Annotated in this window: 12 protein-coding genes; 9 read left to right on the plus strand and 3 right to left on the minus strand. The window is 48.4% G+C overall.

Translation table 11 applies throughout. The features are described 5' to 3' along the window. Positions 1-72: 72 nt before the first annotated feature. The 4 genes from KUA46_RS08700 (at position 73) to KUA46_RS08715 (ending at position 2,814) form a co-directional block, all read left to right on the plus strand. Positions 73-1,590: a hypothetical protein gene (locus KUA46_RS08700; protein ID WP_256625020.1), complete on the plus strand. Its 1,518-nt coding sequence runs from the start codon at positions 73-75 to the stop codon at positions 1,588-1,590. 44 nt (positions 1,591-1,634) lie between these two features. Further along, positions 1,635-2,123 carry a low molecular weight protein-tyrosine-phosphatase gene (locus tag KUA46_RS08705; protein WP_256625019.1) on the plus strand — a complete coding sequence of 163 codons (489 nt, stop codon included), beginning with the start codon at positions 1,635-1,637 and terminating at the stop codon, positions 2,121-2,123. Positions 2,124-2,246: 123 nt separating this feature from the next. Continuing rightward, positions 2,247-2,537, plus strand: coding sequence for a DUF4160 domain-containing protein (locus tag KUA46_RS08710; protein ID WP_153082187.1), 291 nt, complete (start codon positions 2,247-2,249; stop codon positions 2,535-2,537). Between the two features lie 4 nt (positions 2,538-2,541). Then, positions 2,542-2,814, plus strand: coding sequence for a DUF2442 domain-containing protein (locus tag KUA46_RS08715; protein ID WP_117691669.1), 273 nt, complete (start codon positions 2,542-2,544; stop codon positions 2,812-2,814). 67 nt (positions 2,815-2,881) lie between these two features. Here KUA46_RS08715 and mnmA read toward each other — a convergent pair whose 3' ends face one another. Next, positions 2,882-3,961: a tRNA 2-thiouridine(34) synthase MnmA gene (mnmA, locus tag KUA46_RS08720; protein ID WP_153093346.1), complete on the minus strand. Its 1,080-nt coding sequence runs from the start codon at positions 3,959-3,961 to the stop codon at positions 2,882-2,884. Positions 3,962-4,235: 274 nt separating this feature from the next. Between mnmA and KUA46_RS08725 the strand changes: the two genes are divergently transcribed. From KUA46_RS08725 to KUA46_RS08735, 3 genes are all read left to right on the plus strand, one after another. Beyond that, positions 4,236-5,924, plus strand: a complete 1,689-nt coding sequence (locus KUA46_RS08725; protein WP_218486915.1) for a putative transporter — start codon at positions 4,236-4,238, stop codon at positions 5,922-5,924. Positions 5,925-5,930: 6 nt separating this feature from the next. Then, on the plus strand, positions 5,931-7,382 hold the full coding sequence (locus KUA46_RS08730) for a threonine/serine ThrE exporter family protein (RefSeq protein ID WP_218486914.1): 1,452 nt from the start codon (positions 5,931-5,933) through the stop codon (positions 7,380-7,382). Between the two features lie 178 nt (positions 7,383-7,560). After that, a complete protein-coding gene (locus KUA46_RS08735) occupies positions 7,561-8,472 on the plus strand; it encodes a LysR family transcriptional regulator (RefSeq protein WP_117586008.1) in 912 nt (303 codons plus the stop codon). A 111-nt stretch (positions 8,473-8,583) separates the two neighbouring features. Here KUA46_RS08735 and KUA46_RS08740 read toward each other — a convergent pair whose 3' ends face one another. Continuing rightward, positions 8,584-9,465 carry a DMT family transporter gene (locus KUA46_RS08740; protein ID WP_217759404.1) on the minus strand — a complete coding sequence of 294 codons (882 nt, stop codon included), beginning with the start codon at positions 9,463-9,465 and terminating at the stop codon, positions 8,584-8,586. A 230-nt stretch (positions 9,466-9,695) separates the two neighbouring features. Between KUA46_RS08740 and KUA46_RS08745 the strand changes: the two genes are divergently transcribed. Beyond that, positions 9,696-10,568 carry an aldose 1-epimerase family protein gene (locus KUA46_RS08745; RefSeq protein ID WP_153138352.1) on the plus strand — a complete coding sequence of 291 codons (873 nt, stop codon included), beginning with the start codon at positions 9,696-9,698 and terminating at the stop codon, positions 10,566-10,568. Then, a complete protein-coding gene (locus KUA46_RS08750; protein WP_218486913.1) occupies positions 10,568-12,547 on the plus strand; it encodes an OPT family oligopeptide transporter in 1,980 nt (659 codons plus the stop codon). Before KUA46_RS08745 ends, KUA46_RS08750 begins: the two co-directional genes overlap by 1 nt. An 88-nt stretch (positions 12,548-12,635) precedes the next feature. Here the strand turns inward: KUA46_RS08750 and KUA46_RS08755 are convergent, their stop codons facing one another. Next, complete coding sequence (locus KUA46_RS08755) at positions 12,636-16,724, minus strand: hybrid sensor histidine kinase/response regulator transcription factor (protein ID WP_256625018.1); 4,089 nt, start codon at positions 16,722-16,724, stop codon at positions 12,636-12,638. Between the last annotated feature and the right edge of the window lie 147 nt (positions 16,725-16,871).

Consider the following 16,871-nt stretch of genomic DNA (forward strand, 5'->3'; position numbering starts at 1 on the left):
ATAAACTATAAATAGAATGTTCTATAAACTATCAACTATAAATTATTAATTAAAAAAATGCCAGGACCTCCTATGTTACAGGGACCCTTCCGCGTCCCTTCGTTCAACGGATATATTCCTCGCCGGTTGCAGCCTTGGATTTATCTCCTCTTCGCCTTCATCTTCCTGATGTCGGGCGGAATTTATGGAGGAGCCATGAGCCAGGTGATGGGCGAGTACAGTTTGATGAGAGAAGACGTGCTCATGATCATCATGTTCAACGTAGTGGGCGTGGCGATGCCATTCCCCCTTCTCTTCAAGATGAAGTTTCATTTTACCAACCGCCAACTTCTGCTGAATGCGGCGTTGGTAATAGCGGCTTGCAATTTCCTCATCATGTGGACCGATTCGGTTCCCGTGATGTGCATACTCTCTTACCTAGCAGGTTTCTTCAAACTCTGCGGAACCTTCGAATGCATGAGCAACATCCAGTTGTGGATGACCCCCAAGCGCGATTTTACCATCTTCTTCCCCCTGCTCTATAGCGTGGTTTTGGGAAACATGTTCTTCACGCCTTGGGTTACCGAACACCTTATTTATATATACCAGGACTGGCGCATCATCAACTGGACGATGACGGGCGCCCTGCTGCTGGTAGCACTCACGGTCTTCGTAACCACCCACGACTTCCGCTTCATGAAACCCCTGCCCTTCATCAGCCTCGACTATCTGGGATGCTTCCTCTGGTCGGCATGGATGCTGGAGTTCATCTTCTTCTTCACCTACGGCGAGCATTACAACTGGCTCGATTCAAAGATCATGCAGATAGATGTCGTACTCTTTATCATAACCGGCTATTTCTGCATCCAGCGCATGCTCCACATCCGTCATCCTTTCATCGCTCCCGCGGCATGGAAGTATAAACGGCTCATCCCCCTGCTCATCCTCTTCGCCTTCGTAGAGTTTATGGGCAGTACGCCCAAGGTGCTGCAGACAGCCTTTACGGGCGGCGTGCTTCATTTCGGCACGTTTACCACCAATGTGCTCAACTTCGTAGAATGGGTGGGGTCTATCGCCGGATGCCTCTTCTGCCTGTTCTGGTGCAAGGTGCTCCATCAGAAATATACCCGACTGCTCACGATAGGCGTGGCAACGATGGTATGTTATCCCGTAATGATGTATTTCCTCATCGACCCGGGACTCAACATCGAGGCACTCTATCTGCCCATCTTCCTCAGAAGCATCGGCAACGCCATCTTCTTCTGCATGCTTACCGTATATCTGGAAGAGCTGATGCCGTTTGAGCATTTCTTCATGGGACTGACGATGGCAGGCATCATCCGCAACGGCCCTGTTTCGGCGATGTGCTCCGGACTCTACAGCTACGGACTTCGCCATCAGATGGCAGAAAACATGTCGCGCGGACTGCCTTATGATGCCGGCAACCTGCTGATGATCAGCATCCGCGAGCTCTACGGACTAACCTGTCTCATCGGCATAGGCGTGCTCATCATCTTCCTGCTCTGGGACATTCAGCCTATCCGCAGCACCCTGAAGAAGATGCCTTCCTGGAACTTTGTGGGAAGAAAAATGAAGAAAAATCTTGCATAATACAGAGATTTATGCTAACTTTGCAAACAAAAAAAGTTAGCAACATGACAAAGAAAGGTAAACATACCGTATTATTCATCTGCCTGGGCAACATCTGCCGCTCTCCGGCAGCCGAGGGAATCATGAAGAGTCTTGTAGAAAAAGCAGGGCTTCAGGATGAGTTTGAAATCGATTCTGCGGGCATCGGGGGCTGGCACATAGGTCAGTTACCCGACAGCCGCATGCGCAAATGTGGCGCCGAGCATGGCTACAATTTCAACAGCCATGCCCGCCAGTTTCAGAAGTCAGACTTCGCCCGTTTCGAAACCATCGTGGTAATGGACAACGAAAACTACCGTGCCATTACCTCCATGGCTTCTTCAGAGTCTGATAGGAAGAAGGTTGTGCGCATGGCCGATTTTCTGGCCCATCATCGCGAATACACCACCGTTCCCGATCCGTATTATGGCGACTATAGCGACTTCGAGCTCGTCATCACGCTTCTCGAAGATGCCTGCCAGGAGTTGCTGGACAGCATTATCGGGGAAGGGTAAAAAGTATAAATTCCTATGCAGTTTGATTTTTTAGAGAAATAAATCAATAAAAGTGCTATTGTTTCGCCAAAACTTTGTATCTTTGCAAATAGATTTGTTAAAGCAATAAGATTATATTAAATTATGCCTAAAGTACTTCTCTATATAACTGCCAAAATAATATGGAACTTTCTGTTTTACAATACAGATTTCCATGAAAACAGAGCTCATGTTCATGTGGGTAAACGAGGGACAGAAGAACTCTGCAAAATTTGGTTAGAGCCAAATATAGAATTGGCAAAACAAGGTGACTTAACAGATAAGCAGGTCAAAGAAGTGATTAAGATAGCAGAAAAATACCAATCTAAATTACTTCATCAATGGAAGCAGTTCAAGAAAGGTAAGACAATAAGAATCATTAAAATAAAAGAGTAAGAATATGTATCAGAAAGAAGGTTATTGGGATGTGAAGCCAAAGATAAAGGCTTTATCCTTTCCCAAAAGAGGTAAGTTTGAAGTTACCCTGCAAGATGGCCGTTCCATAACGATGCCTATCTCTGCATTCCCAAGCATGAAAAAAGTCCCAGTAAAAGAAAGAAACAACTGGTATCTCATGGGGGGTGGCTTTACTTGGGATTCTTGTCCAGAAGTAATCCATATTGAACAGATTTTGGGCAACTATGCAAATTATGCCCACGAGCAAAATGCCTGAAACAGAATTATAAATATTGGGAGTATTCAGCAAATGAAAAAATGCTGATGATACTCCCTTTTTCTTTTTATACCGTAATCTCGCCCGAGCCATAGCAACGATGATGATGCTCATCATAAACTACACAGAACTGGCCGGGAGCCACACCATGAATCGCCTCTTCTGAATGAATCATCCAGCGGCCGTCTTCCAGTTTTTCTATCGTAGCAGGATGATACTCCGGCGTATGACGAATCTTGAAAGTTACCTTCAGCATCGCAACCTCGCGTGTGAGGAAATGGAAATCATGGAGAGGAAAATCCTTCTTGTATGCCGACTGCGGATCATAACCATGACTCACATACAGGATGTTGTTCTCTACATCCTTCTTAATCACGAACCAGGGACCGCCGCCAAAGCCCAAGCCCTTGCGCTGGCCGATGGTATGAAACCACAAACCCTTGTGCTCGCCTATGCGCTTGCCCGTTTCCATCTCTATAACATCGCCCGGTTTCTCGCCCAGATAACGGCGGATATAATCATTATAATTTATCTGTCCCAGGAAGCAGATTCCCTGGCTGTCCTTGCGCTTGGCATTTATCAGATGCTCCTCTTCGGCTATCTCGCGAACCTCATTCTTGATATGATGGCCGATAGGGAAAATCGCTTTTTTCAATTGCCAGCTCTCTATTTGAGCCAGGAAATCGGTCTGGTCTTTCACAGGATCAGGACTCGTGACAAGCCATTTATCGCCATTTTCATCCGTTTCGGTCTGCGCATAATGCCCCGTGGCGATGAGGTCGTAGTTGTGTCCCATCTTCTCATCGAAGGCGCCAAACTTAATCAGGCGGTTGCACATCACGTCCGGATTAGGCGTAAAACCAGCCTTCACCTTCTCCATCGTATAACGGGTTACCTCGTTCCAATATTCATGATGGCAGTCAACCACTTGCAGCTTGCACCCATACTTTCTAGCCACAGCCGTAGCCATCTCCAGGTCCTCCTCCGAAGAGCAGTCCCACTCCTCTTTCTCCTCAGGACCAATCTTGATGTAGAAGCAATCAGGATGCAGGCCCAGCTGGGCAAACTCCCAAACCACAACCGAACTGTCGACGCCACCCGAAAGGAGCACGGCAATTCTCTTATCCTTTATTTCGTCAATATTCAGCATATTCTTTCCTGTTTATAATAATCCGGTTGCAAAATTACAAAAAAAACTGATATAATGAGCATAGAAAGGGCTAGAAATGCATAAGAAAGAGAAAAGAAAAGCCCGCAAAGCCTATTTTCGCTATAGAAAACTCTTATAGCCGCATTCGTAGCTTTTAAATATAAAACGAGTTTTGCTTTCGTTTTTATCTATACCTTTGCAATCGATTTCAGAAATCGATAAGAAAGAATGTTTTTGAAAATTCAGTATTTACATTAATAGATAAAGAAAAATGGAGATTTTAAAAAATCTATTTTATGGCTTCCCAGACCTTTGGGGAGGCGGAGTAGCCCACTCTGTGATGATTCTTTCGCTGGTCATCGCCTTGGGTTTGTGTTTAGGTAAGCTCAGAGTAAAAGGTGTTTCCCTGGGCTTGGCTTGGATTCTGTTCATCGGTCTTATCTTTGGACATTTCTCTCTCAACCTTGATGAGCATCTGCTCCACTTCCTCAAGGAATTTGGCTTGATCCTCTTTGTCTACTCTATCGGTCTGGAGGTAGGTCCGGGCTTCTTCGCTTCGTTCAAGAACGGCGGCAAGAGTCTCAACCTGCTCAGCATGATTGTTGTGGCCCTGAGTATCATTACTACCTTAGTCATCTTCTCATTTTCGGGAACATCCATCACCTCTATGGCCGGTATCCTTTCGGGTGCCGTAACCAACACTCCTGGATTGGGTGCAGCCCAGCAGGCATTCAGCGACCTGCGCCACATCGACGCCCCATCCATCGCAGCCGGCTATGCCATCGCCTATCCTATGGGTGTGCTCGGCGTTATCCTCAGCTTCATTATATTAAGGTTCGCGCTACGCGTAGACAAGCAGAAGGAAGAGGATGAAGCTAAGCGAGGCAAGGGACATCTTGAAGCGATGACCCTGAACACCTTCGCCGTAAAGGTTTCTAACCAGATGGTTTTCAAAGATACCGTCAAGCAGATCCGCTATTTGCTGAAGCGCGACTTCATGGTTTCCAAGATTATCCGTAACAACGGTGAACGCCAGGACGAGATAGTTAACGGACAGACCGTGATAGAAGAGGGCGACATTCTGCAGATTGTGGCTCATCCTACCGTAGAAGAACCTATCATCGCCCTGCTCGGCGAGAAGGTTGACGTAAAGGACGAGGAATTCAGCAGCGAACTCATCAACCGCCGAATCCTGATTACCAAACCGGGCATCAACGGCAAGAGCATCAGCCAGTTGCAGATTAGAAGCAACCTTGGCGCCAACATTACCCGCGTGAACAGAAATGGTGTAGACCTCATCGCAACCCCAGACCTGAAACTCCAGTTGGGCGACCGCGTAACCGTAGTGGGCAAGGAACTCGCCATCGCTCATACCGAGAAGGTGCTGGGTAACCAGATGAAGCGTCTGAACTACCCTAACCTCATCCCAATCTTCCTGGGCATCATGCTGGGTTGTATCGTAGCCAACATTCCGTTCTTCATCCCAGGCATCAACGAGAATCTGCGCCTCGGACTTACCGGCGGCCCATTGGTAGTAGCCATTCTGATAGGTTATTTCGGACCGAAATACAACCTCGTTACCTACAATACCATTTCAGCCAACCTGATGCTGCGCGAAATCGGCATCTGCATCTTCCTGGCTTGCGTGGGTCTCGGCACAGGCGAACAGTTTATCCAGACCGTAGCATCAGAAAGCGGACTGACCTGGATACTCTACGGCATCGCCATCACCATGATACCAATCATTCTGGGCGGCATCATCGGCAAGCTCGTGTTCCACATCAATTATTATACATTACTCGGCGTATTGGCAGGTGCCAACACCAACCCATCTGCCCTGGCTTACGTACGTGAGCAGACTTCGGCTGATGCGCCAACAGTAGGCTATGCGAATGTATATCCATTCGCCATGTTCCTCAGAATTGTAACCATTCAGATTATTATTTTTGTATTTGGATAAACATATATGACAGAAAAAGAATTGAAAACCTGCGCTTGCGTAGAAGATAACTGCAACTGCAAGGAAATAGCAGAATCAGAACTCAGAAGAAAACTCGACTTATTATTACGTACCGGTAGCATTCTCATGGAAAGTGCTGCCGACACATCCCGCATCATGCGAACCATGAAGCGTGCAGCAGCTTTCCTCGGTCTCGACGAGCGATATATGCACCTTTACATCAACTGGAACGTGCTGATGGTAAACTATAGCGACGAGAAGCACTCCTTCTCCAAGTTCCAGCGATGCGAGAAGCACGGTATCAACCTCACCTCTATTTCCCAGGTAAGTAAGCTCACCTGGAAGGCCATCAAGGAAAACTATTCGCTCGAACAGTATGAGCAGGCTCTGAACGACATCAAGGCCACCCCACGCAGCTTCACCCCTTGGCAGGTAGCCATCGGCGGCGGTTTTGCCTGCGGCGGATTCTGCATCCAGTTCGGTTGCGACTGGCCAGCCTTCTTCTTCTGTTCGCTTGCAGCCATTCTGGGTTTCCGCCTGAGAATGTTCTTGCCAACCAAGGGCTGCAACAACTATGTAGCCATCGGCATTTCGGCTTTCGTAGCCACTCTGATAGCCTGGCTCACCTCATTTCTTTCGCTCAACCCATCGATTGCCGAAGCGGTTCCAGCCTTCATGCATTCAGATACCCCTTGGCATCCGCTGATGGCGTGCGCCCTCTTCATCGTGCCGGGAGTTCCACTCATCAACTTTGTGTGCGATATGCTCGACGGATATATTGAGGTGGGAATGGTTCGTGCCCTGAACACCCTGCTGATGATCTTCGCAATGGCGTTCGGTATCGCTTTCGCCATCCAGGTTTGCCATATCGACAACTTCGTGAAGGATCTTACGATGACTCCTCATCACGAATACTGGGAGTTTGCCATCGCAGCTGCCGTATCGGCCATGGGCTTCTCTACCATCTTCAGCATACCTCGCCGTCTGTTGCCGGTTGTAGCTGTGGGCGGTATCATCGCCGTATGCTTCCGCAATTTCGTCAACCTGGGTCCATCTAACGGCAACATCGGTCTCGACATGGGTCTGAGCATCGGTTCGCTTGCCGGTTCTGCGCTCATCAGCATCATCGTGATCAAGGCGCGCCATTGGTTCCATACCCCTCACCAATGCATCACCATTCCTAGCGTTATCCCAATGGTACCGGGAGTTCTGATGTATCGTGCCCTGTTCGCCTTCATCGACATGCACGGCGTGGTAGGCGAAGTAACCGTAGGTATGAACAACCTCATCAAGGCTTCGCTCGTCATCATCTGCATCGCCCTGGGTGTGGCTATTCCAAACGTATTCTTCCGCCGCTTCATCGCCGACAACCGCAAGCGCAAACTGCTTGCCATGCTGGTAGAAAGAAAGAAGAAGAATGGCGAATTCGTAGATTTGCACGAAGTAGAAATCAAATAATCATCTGGTTAGAAATCTGATTTTCATCGGATGATAACCGGATAAAAAGAAGTAGAGATGCGATAAAACATCATTTTATTCTTCAAAAAAAGAGGATATTAAAATAAATGTTTTATCTTTGCACCCAAATTTAGCTATCGGTTATTTCTATAGCCGATAGCTTCAATAAAGGAACAATATGGAAATACGACAACTGAAATATTTCTTGAAGGTAGCCGAGACGCTCAACTTCTCTGAAGCTTCGCGCAAGTTATACATAACCCAGAGCACCCTCTCACAGCAGATTTCGCATCTGGAACAGGAGATAGGTCTGCCTCTCTTCGAGCGCAATTCTCATGAAGTTTACCTCACAGAGGCGGGCAAGGAATTGAGACCTTACGCCCAAAACGCGGTCAATTCTGCCGAAGCCTGTGTAGACCACATGAACGATCTGAAGGAAATGCTTACAGGCGAACTGAACATCGGCGTAACGTTCTCCTTCAGCAACATCATGTCCGAGACGCTCATCGCCTTTCTCCACGCCTATCCTCATGTAAAGCTCAACATCCAATACCGCACCATGCAGGAACTGATGGACGGACTGAAGAAGCGCGAACTCGACCTCGTTCTGGCTTTCAAGCCTCTGAAGAACGAGAAGGCGGTAGACAGCCGAGCTATTTTCAGCAACCGTCTTGCCGCCATCGTGAACGTGAATCATCCGCTGGCGCGCCTTTCATCGGTCAAGCTTTCCGATCTGGAGCGTTACGACCTCATCCTTCCTTGCAAGGGTCTGCAGGCACGCAACGCCTTTGATCACATGGTAGAGGGCAAAGATTTGAACTACAAGATTATGGTTGAGGTGAATAATGTAAACATCATCTTTGATCTTCTGAGCCGCAGTAATCTGGTGACCATTCTCTCCGAATCGACCACCATTCTGCAGAACGGCATGAAGGCGATTCCTATCGATGCTGCCGACAACGAAATGGATGGCTGCATCCACATTCTGAAAGATGCTTACATGAAAAACTCAGCCCAGGAGTTCATCCGCATGCTGAGCCAGAGCACCAGCATCCTTGCCAATTTTGCCCTAAAGGATATCCTGAGATAATCATCTTAACGCCTGGCGGCTTGCGAGCCTATTTGCTTGCGGCTAGAACAGATAAAAAAATCCTCGTTCGAGTTCTTTTTCGAGCGAGGATTTTTTCTTCTTTTTACCCTTTTACCCTTTCTTTCTTGCGATGATAATCGTTACGCCAGCCAGGATAGCGAGGATGCCTATCGCCAGCTGCAGAGAGAAGCTCTCGCCGAAGACGCATACGCCGATGATGACGGCTGTTACTGGCTCCAAGGCTCCCATGATGGCGGCTGGAGTACTGCCGATGAGATTGATGGAGATGGTCATGAAGAAAAGCGACAATACCGTTGGCAACAAAGCCAGCTGGGCGGCATAAGCCCATTGTACCGGAGTTTGCAGCATCTGTATCGGCTCGCCCGCAATGAACGAATAGATGAGCATCGTGATGAGTCCGAACACCAGAATGTAGAAGGTAAACTTGATGTTCGACATGCCCGGATTCTTCCATTGGTTGATGGAGATGATGTAAAGGGCATAGAGCAGGGATGAACACATGACGAGGGCAAAACCCGCCGTGCTCAACTTATCGTTTCCATCGCCCTGATAGAGCAATCCTACTCCCGATACCGCCAGAAGAATGGCAAGCGAGGTAGACCACGTTACCTTCTCGTGGAAGAAGACCGTCATCAGGATGGCCGTCATAATAGGATAAACGAAGAGGATGGTGCTGGCAATACCTGCCGCCATATAATGGAAACTGACATAAAGCGTAGCTGATGAGAGCGAAAACATGCAGCCCAGCACGCCAAGACGAATCAGATGTCCCCACTTCACCTTGAAACTCTCCTTGCGGAACAGCATCACCACGGCAAACATCAGTACCGCCAAGAGATAACGATAGATGAGTACAGAACTGGAATTGAATCCGTCGCCATAGAGTTCGAGCGTGCCCAAAGGATTGGTACCATAACATACTGCGGCAACAATACCCGCCGCAAAGCCTTTAACTTTATTACTGCTTGTCATTAGATTAAATACTATTTTCTTTCTTATACTTCTTGTTATCTATCTATTTCGGGCTGCAAAGTTACAGCAAATATTCGAGATAAGCTAACAAAATCGTATAAATATATTGTAATATCTGAGAAAAAACGCTCTTTTCTTGTGCTTTACGAAAATAAATTGTACCTTTGCAATATCTTTGAAAAAAGATAATCAGATGAAACATTAAAAACTAAACAAAAGAATTAATAACAATGGAACAGATTAAGAATGATCAGCTCACACTTGAGATTTCATCTCTCGGAGCAGAACTTCAGAGCATCAAGGATGCTAATGGTAATGAATATCTCTGGGATGGCGACGAGAAATACTGGAACCGCCACTCTCCTATCCTCTTCCCTATCGTATGCGGATTGTGGAAAGACACTTATCGTACAGAGGGCAAGGAGTATCACCTTCCTCGCCATGGTTTCGCACGCGATACAGAGTTCAAACTCGTTGGCAAGACTGCCGACCGCCTCACCTTCGCGCTCATCGACAACGAAGAGACTCAGAAGAACTATCCTTACCACTTCAACCTTGCCATCTCTTACCGCCTGCAGGGCAACGAGATTCATGTCATCTGGCACGTAGAGAATACCGACGACAAGGAAATCTTCTTCCAGATTGGCGGTCACCCAGCATTCATGGTTCCTGGCTGCAAGAAGGGCGAAGAAATGAAGGCTACCCTGAAACTCGACAACGAGGCTCCTGTTCGTCTCTATGGTAACGTAGGCGGATGCATCGACCGTCAGGCTAAGGAAACCGTAGAAACCGACAAGGGTATCTGGGAAGTAAACGAGGAGACTTTCGCAGAAGATGCTGTTATCTTCGACAAGAGTCAGGTTAAGCAGGTGAGCATTCTCAACGAGCAGGGCGAACCTCATGTAACCCTCGAGTTCAAGACTCCAGCCGTAGGTATCTGGAACCCAACAGGCAAGCACGCTCCATTCATCTGCATCGAGCCATGGTATGGTTTGAGCGACTGGGCTGAATATGATGGCGAGTTTAAGGACAAGTATCTGATGAACCGTCTGCAGCCAGGTGTAAGTTTCATGAGTGAGTATATCATCAGAATTGAGAAATAATGGAAGAAAAAGACAATTTGCAACTCCCCGAGAACGCATTCCGCGAACTGAAAGACGGGGAGGAATATAAGCCGCTGATGTCGCCTGACAAGGTTTATCCTGAGGTGAACGGATGGTCGGTTACATGGGGAATCATGATGGCAGTCATCTTCTCTGCCGCCGCAGCTTATCTGGGCTTGAAGGTGGGTCAGGTGTTCGAAGCAGCCATCCCTATCGCCATCATCGCCGTGGGCGTAAGTACCGCTACCAAGCGTAGCAAGGCGCTGGGCGAGAATGTCATCATCCAGAGCATCGGAGCCTGTTCGGGTGCTGTGGTGGCAGGAGCCATCTTTACCCTGCCAGCCATCTACATCCTGCAGGCTAAATATCCGGAGATGACCACTTCGTTTATGAAGATCTTCATGGCTTCGGCCTTGGGAGGAGTCTTGGGAATCCTTTTCCTCATTCCTTTCCGCAAGTACTTCGTAAGCGATATGCACGGCAAGTATCCGTTCCCTGAGGCTACGGCTACCACGCAGGTACTGGTGAGCGGAGCCAAGGGAGGCGACCAGGCTAAGCCGCTGCTCATAGCCGGACTGGTGGGTGGTCTTTACGACTTTATCGTAGCCAGCCTGGGATGGTGGAACGAGAATTTCACATCGCGTGTGGTAAGTCTGGGATGCGACCTGGCTGACAAGGCAAAACTCGTATTCAAGGTAAACACAGGTGCTGCCGTATTAGGTCTGGGTTACATCATCGGTCTGAAGTATGCCTTCTTCACCTGTCTGGGTTCGCTCGTAGTATGGTGGCTGATTGTTCCGGGCATGAGCGTTATCTTCCATGATAGCGTGCTGAGCGCCTGGGATCCTAGCATCGTGAAGACCGTGGGGGCGATGAGTCCGGAGGAAATCTTCCGTGCCTACGCCCGCAGCATCGGTATCGGCGGTATCGCCATGGCGGGTATCATCGGCATCATCAAGAGCTGGGGCATCATCAAGAGTGCCGTAGGTCTGGCTGCCAAGGAGCTGAAGGGCAAGAGCGATGTGGATGAGAACGTGAAGCGCACCCAGCGCGACATCTCTTTCAAGATTATTGCTATCGGTTCGCTTGTTACCATCCTCGTAACCTTCCTTTTCTTCTGGTTTGGCGTGATGGATGGCAACCTTCTCTTCGCCATTATCGCCATTCTGCTCGTGGCTGCCATCGCCTTCCTCTTTACTACCGTAGCGGCTAATGCCATCGCTATCGTGGGTTCAAACCCTGTTTCGGGAATGACCCTGATGACGCTCATCTTCGCCTCTGTGGTGATGGTGACTGTCGGCCTGAAAGGTCCTGGCGGCATGCTGGCTGCCCTGATTATGGGTGGTGTGGTTTGTACAGCCCTCTCGGTAGCAGGTTCGTTTATTACCGACCTGAAGATTGGTTACTGGCTGGGAACAACTCCTAAGAAACAGGAGGGATGGAAATTCCTCGGTACCCTGGTAAGTGCGGCTACCGTGGGCGGCGTGATGATGCTGCTGAACGAGACTTACGGTTTCGCATCGGGTTCGCTTGCAGCTCCTCAGGCTAATGCTATGGCTGCGGTTATCGACCCTTTGATGAATGGCGTGGGAGCTCCTTGGGTGCTCTATGGCATCGGAGCCGTAATAGCCATCGTGCTGACTTATTTCAAGATTCCTGCCCTGGCTTTCGCTCTGGGTATGTTTATTCCGCTGGAACTGAACGTTCCTCTGCTCGTGGGTGGAGTCATCAACTGGTATGTTACTTCGCGCAGCAAGGATGCCAAGGTGAACAGCGAACGTGGTGAGAAGGGAACGCTCATCGCCAGCGGCTTCATCGCCGGTGGAGCTCTGATGGGTGTGGTTAGCGCCCTTCTGAAGTTTGGCGGCATAGAGGTAAGTATCGCCGACAGCTGGTGGGTTAATCCGATGTCTGAGGTTTGTTCGCTCCTGGCTTACATCTGCCTCATCGGTTTCTTCATCAGAGCCACAAAGAAATAAAGAATAGGCTTTTTACAAATAAGACAATCGCCTGGATGCATCTGAGCACCCAGGCGATTTTTTATTCTATCCGAATAGTTTTTCTATCCTACGATTCCGCAGCTACGAAATCCATCGGCTTGACGCCAAACTGCTTCTGGAAGCACTTGGCAAAATAGCTAGGACTGCTGAAACCTACCATATAGCTGATTTCGCTGATGCGGTAGTTTCCTTCTTTCAGGAGCTGTGCGCCCTTCTTCAGTTTCACGAGCTGGATCATCTCGTTTGGCGTAACATCGGCAAGACCGCGAATCTTATTAAAGAGCGAAGAGCGGCTTATGCCCATCTTTTCGGCAAGGAACGCCACGTTGAGTTCCGGATTCGCCACATTCTCTTCGATGATGCGAGACATTCGTTCCAGGAACGCATTATCAACCTGAGTTGGAGCTATCTCTGCTATCGGCTCAAGCGGAGTATGAGAGAACTTACTCCTCAACAGACGGCGCATCTCAAGAAGCTGTCTTACGCTTGCCTCAAGATACTTCATCGAGAACGGCTTTTCTATGTAGACATCGGCTCCACAGTTCATACTCTCCGTCTTCGCCGCATCATCGGTCTTTGCCGTGAGCATCACGAACGGGAGATGAGAATATTCAGAATTTTCACGCACCCTACGGCAGAACTCCGGACCGTCCATCTCCGGCATCATCCAGTCGCTTATGATGAGCGAAACCGGATGCTTCTCCAGTCTACGTAGCGCATTCTTTCCGTTGTCGGCAGTATAAACCGTATACATCTTTTCGAAATGAGCCTTCACAAACTGGCGCATGTCTTCATCATCATCCACAATCAGCATCACCGGTTTTGCCGGTTCACGAAGTGGACTGGCAACAGCATCGCCTGCCTTTTGAGAACCTTGCTCAACTGGAGTTTCATCTGTCAGCAGATTTTCCTCAGCAACAGTTTCTTCTTCCTTCACCATTTCATCCGCCTTCTCAACCACAGCATCCAACTGGTTGAGCGGCAAGGTTACGATAAAGGTAGATCCCTTACCTACTGCAGATTCTACTTCAACCATACCATGATGAGCCTCAACGAGATTCTTCACGATGTTGAGACCGATTCCGGTTCCCGGTTTGTTGTCACGTGCCTGATAGAAGGCTCCGAAGATTTTCTCCTTTTCGTCAGGACTGATTCCCAATCCGTTGTCTTCCACCTCTATGCGGAAATGGGTTCCATTCTCCAGCAGGCGGCAGGACAAGCGTACATAATCCTCGGTATATTTCAAGGCGTTGGTCATCAGATTGCTGATAACCTTGGTAATGGCCTCCTGATCTATCATCGCCACGAGATCATCAGCAGGATAATCAACATCAAAACGGATGCTTTTCTGCTCGAAGGTAGGAGCGAAGCGCTCTGCCACAGCATGCATCAGCTTCGAAATGTTATTCAAACGGAAATGAACCTGCATGCCCTTCTGCTGCACCTTGTTGAAATCGAGCAGCTGATTGACGAGCAGGAGCAAACGCTGGGCGTTACGGTCGATAACAGAAAGCGTCTGCGTGATAGTCTCACCATCGGTAAGTTTTTCGGAAACCTGTTTCCAATGCTCTTTCAGACTCTCCAAAGGTCCGATGATAAGCGTTACCGGCGTACGGATTTCATGGGCTATCATCGTGAAGAACTGCAGGCGGGCATCTCTCATCTCCTGATCCTGCTTGAGTTCCAACTGGTCGAGTTCTTCCTGATGACGGAGTTTCTCACGTTTCAACCGGATCTGCATGAACCAGTAGATTGCGTAACCGATGAGCAGAAGATACAGAATCTTGGCTGGCAGAGACCACCAGAACGGCGGATGAACCACAATCTGGAGTCTTGCCTCATTCTTCGACCATACACCATCATTATTGGTTGCCTTAACCAAGAAGGTATAGGTTCCGGCAGGAAGATTGGTATAGTTGGCACGATGCTCGTGGGTATAAATCCAATCCTTGTCTACTCCCTCAAGTTTGTAAGCATACTGGTTCTTCTCTGGCGAGACATAGCTCAGGGCGGCAAACGAGATATTGATGGTATTCTCATTATGAGACAGATTGAGTTCTGCAGCATGACTCAGAGATTTATCCAACTGGTCGCTTCCCGCCTCTATCGGCTTTCCGAAGAGTTCTACCGAGGTAATTGCCACAGGAGGAGCTACCTGGTTTATCTTGACGAGATATGGATAGAAGCAGTTGAAACCTCTTGTCGAACCGAAATAGATTCTGCCGTCAGAAGCCAGGAGTCCGGCATTTGGCATAAACTGGTCGCAGGTGAGTCCGTCATATTTATTGAATAGCTGGACAGGTTCACCCGGCGTATATTTCACAATTCCCTTGCTTGTAGAAATCCACATTACTCCCTGCGAAATGACAAGGCTCGTGAAATCCTGGCTAGGCGCATCGATGGAGATACGGCGGAAGATACCTTTAGAAGGCAGGAATTCGCAGAGTCCGTCGCCGGTTACAGCATAGAGCTGCCCCTTTTCGCCAATAGTCAGACAGTTCACCTGATCACTCACCAGCGAAGTAGAATCATTCTCAACATGCTTATACTGTTTCCAGGCATTATTCTTACCCAAGCGCCACAAGCCGCCTCCCTGGGTAGCAAACCATACGTTGCCCTGAGGATCTTCCTTGATATCGATGGTAAGCGACTTGAACGACTTGATTTTTCTGAACTTCTGCTGACCTTCGTCGAAAAGACTGGCTCCATCCATCGAAGCCGCCCACAGCCGGTTCTTCCGGTCGCGATAAATACAATAGGCATTACTTCCCGAAACCATTCCATCGGTCTGGAAAATCTGCTGCGCTCCGGTAGCCATGTTCATTCTGATGACACCATTACCATAGGTTCCCACCCACAAATCGTTTTCATCAGCAAAGAGCGCATGAACATTATACTTGCCCATAGCCGCCTTGCCCGGATAAGAAACAAAACTGTTGGTCTGGGGATTGAAGCAGTCGAGTCCGGCATCATCGGTAGCTATCCAGATACGATGCTGCTGGTCTTCGAAGAATCTTCCTACCACATTACCGCGCAATCCCCCCTGTCGGGCTGAGTAAGCTCGGAAACGTTCTTCTACACTCGTAGAAGGAAGATAACTCACACCTCCATAGAAGGTAGTTACCCAGATGCCGCCTTCCTTATCGCCCGCAATACCATAAACAAAACGCTCGTTGGTACTCCGGCTCGGATCGTTTACTTCCGACAACATACTCCAGGAGCGGTTCTGGATGTCATACTGCACCAATCCATCATCGCTGGCTATGAGAATATACTTGTTGCCGTTGTTGTAAAGCTGGTGGATATGATGAACTGCATTACTCAGAGTCCCGCTGATGAGCTGCTCGGCACTACCATCGGCGTTTAGTTTGAAAAGTCCGTTATCCCAGGTTCCGACATAAATATTGCCATCTGGTGAGGCAAGCATCGCCAGGCCATAAAACTTGTTTGCATCGCCTTTTACCGGGAAAGCCTCAAACTGGTCGGTCGACTTATTGAGATGATAGATGCTGGCTTTACTATGATTAGAGAGCATCCATACCTGGTTATTGGCATCAACCAGCATACATTGCACTTTACCCTGAATATTCTTCATCGGATACTGATGCAGTTCGTGAGTAGTCCGATTGTATCTGAACACCCCCTGTCCGATGGTAGAAATCCACACATTCTGATCGCCGTCAAGCGAGAAATTAAGAACAGGAGCCGTAATCTTATCGCTCAGTTTCTGGAACCGGTCGGTTTCATAACTGAACAGATAGGCTCCATTATTGCAACCTACGAGGAGTCCTTCTTCACAAGCGGTCAAGGCACTTACATACTGGTCTACAGTCGTAAAGGGATTATAATAGGTTTTGACATCATAACCGTCAAAGCGGCACAATCCGTTGTCTGTACCAAACCACATGTATCCCTTAGAACCCTGAACCACGCTACGCACGGCATTACTCGGCAAACCATTATCCATCGTGATAGAGCGCACCATAGGGTCGACAGGAGCCCATTGTGCACCGGAACTGGTTTGCGTTATCGTATGTGGCTGCGCCTGAATATCCGTAGTTCCTTTCGAAACAAAGGCGGTAGGCACCTGAGCCTCACCCCCTACAGGCATCATCATGCAGAGCACAGAAACCATTAGTATAGATATCTTTCTCATTATATGGGTCTTTATTTTCTGTTGTTAGATAAATTAATGCCGCAAAATTACAAAAATATAACGAGAAATAGCAATAAAATGAACAAAAAAAGCCCCGAAACAAGCAAATAGCTACTTTTTAAAAGTAAGACTATCCGTTTGCTTCGA

The organism is Segatella copri (genome assembly GCF_019249765.2).
Lineage (GTDB): Bacteria > Bacteroidota > Bacteroidia > Bacteroidales > Bacteroidaceae > Prevotella > Prevotella copri_K.

Excerpts from the sequence above, each read along its gene's own strand:
- KUA46_RS08700 (WP_256625020.1), top strand. The coding sequence starts at position 73 with ATGTTACAGGGACCCTTCCGCGTCCCTTCGTTCAACGGATATATTCCT.
- KUA46_RS08705 (WP_256625019.1), top strand. The coding sequence starts at position 1,635 with ATGACAAAGAAAGGTAAACATACCGTATTATTCATCTGCCTGGGCAAC.
- KUA46_RS08710 (WP_153082187.1), top strand. The coding sequence starts at position 2,247 with ATGCCTAAAGTACTTCTCTATATAACTGCCAAAATAATATGGAACTTT.
- KUA46_RS08715 (WP_117691669.1), top strand. The coding sequence starts at position 2,542 with ATGTATCAGAAAGAAGGTTATTGGGATGTGAAGCCAAAGATAAAGGCT.
- KUA46_RS08725 (WP_218486915.1), top strand. The coding sequence starts at position 4,236 with ATGGAGATTTTAAAAAATCTATTTTATGGCTTCCCAGACCTTTGGGGA.
- KUA46_RS08730 (WP_218486914.1), top strand. The coding sequence starts at position 5,931 with ATGACAGAAAAAGAATTGAAAACCTGCGCTTGCGTAGAAGATAACTGC.
- KUA46_RS08735 (WP_117586008.1), top strand. The coding sequence starts at position 7,561 with ATGGAAATACGACAACTGAAATATTTCTTGAAGGTAGCCGAGACGCTC.
- KUA46_RS08740 (WP_217759404.1), bottom strand. The coding sequence starts at position 9,465 with ATGACAAGCAGTAATAAAGTTAAAGGCTTTGCGGCGGGTATTGTTGCC.
- KUA46_RS08745 (WP_153138352.1), top strand. The coding sequence starts at position 9,696 with ATGGAACAGATTAAGAATGATCAGCTCACACTTGAGATTTCATCTCTC.
- KUA46_RS08750 (WP_218486913.1), top strand. The coding sequence starts at position 10,568 with ATGGAAGAAAAAGACAATTTGCAACTCCCCGAGAACGCATTCCGCGAA.
- KUA46_RS08755 (WP_256625018.1), bottom strand. The coding sequence starts at position 16,724 with ATGAGAAAGATATCTATACTAATGGTTTCTGTGCTCTGCATGATGATG.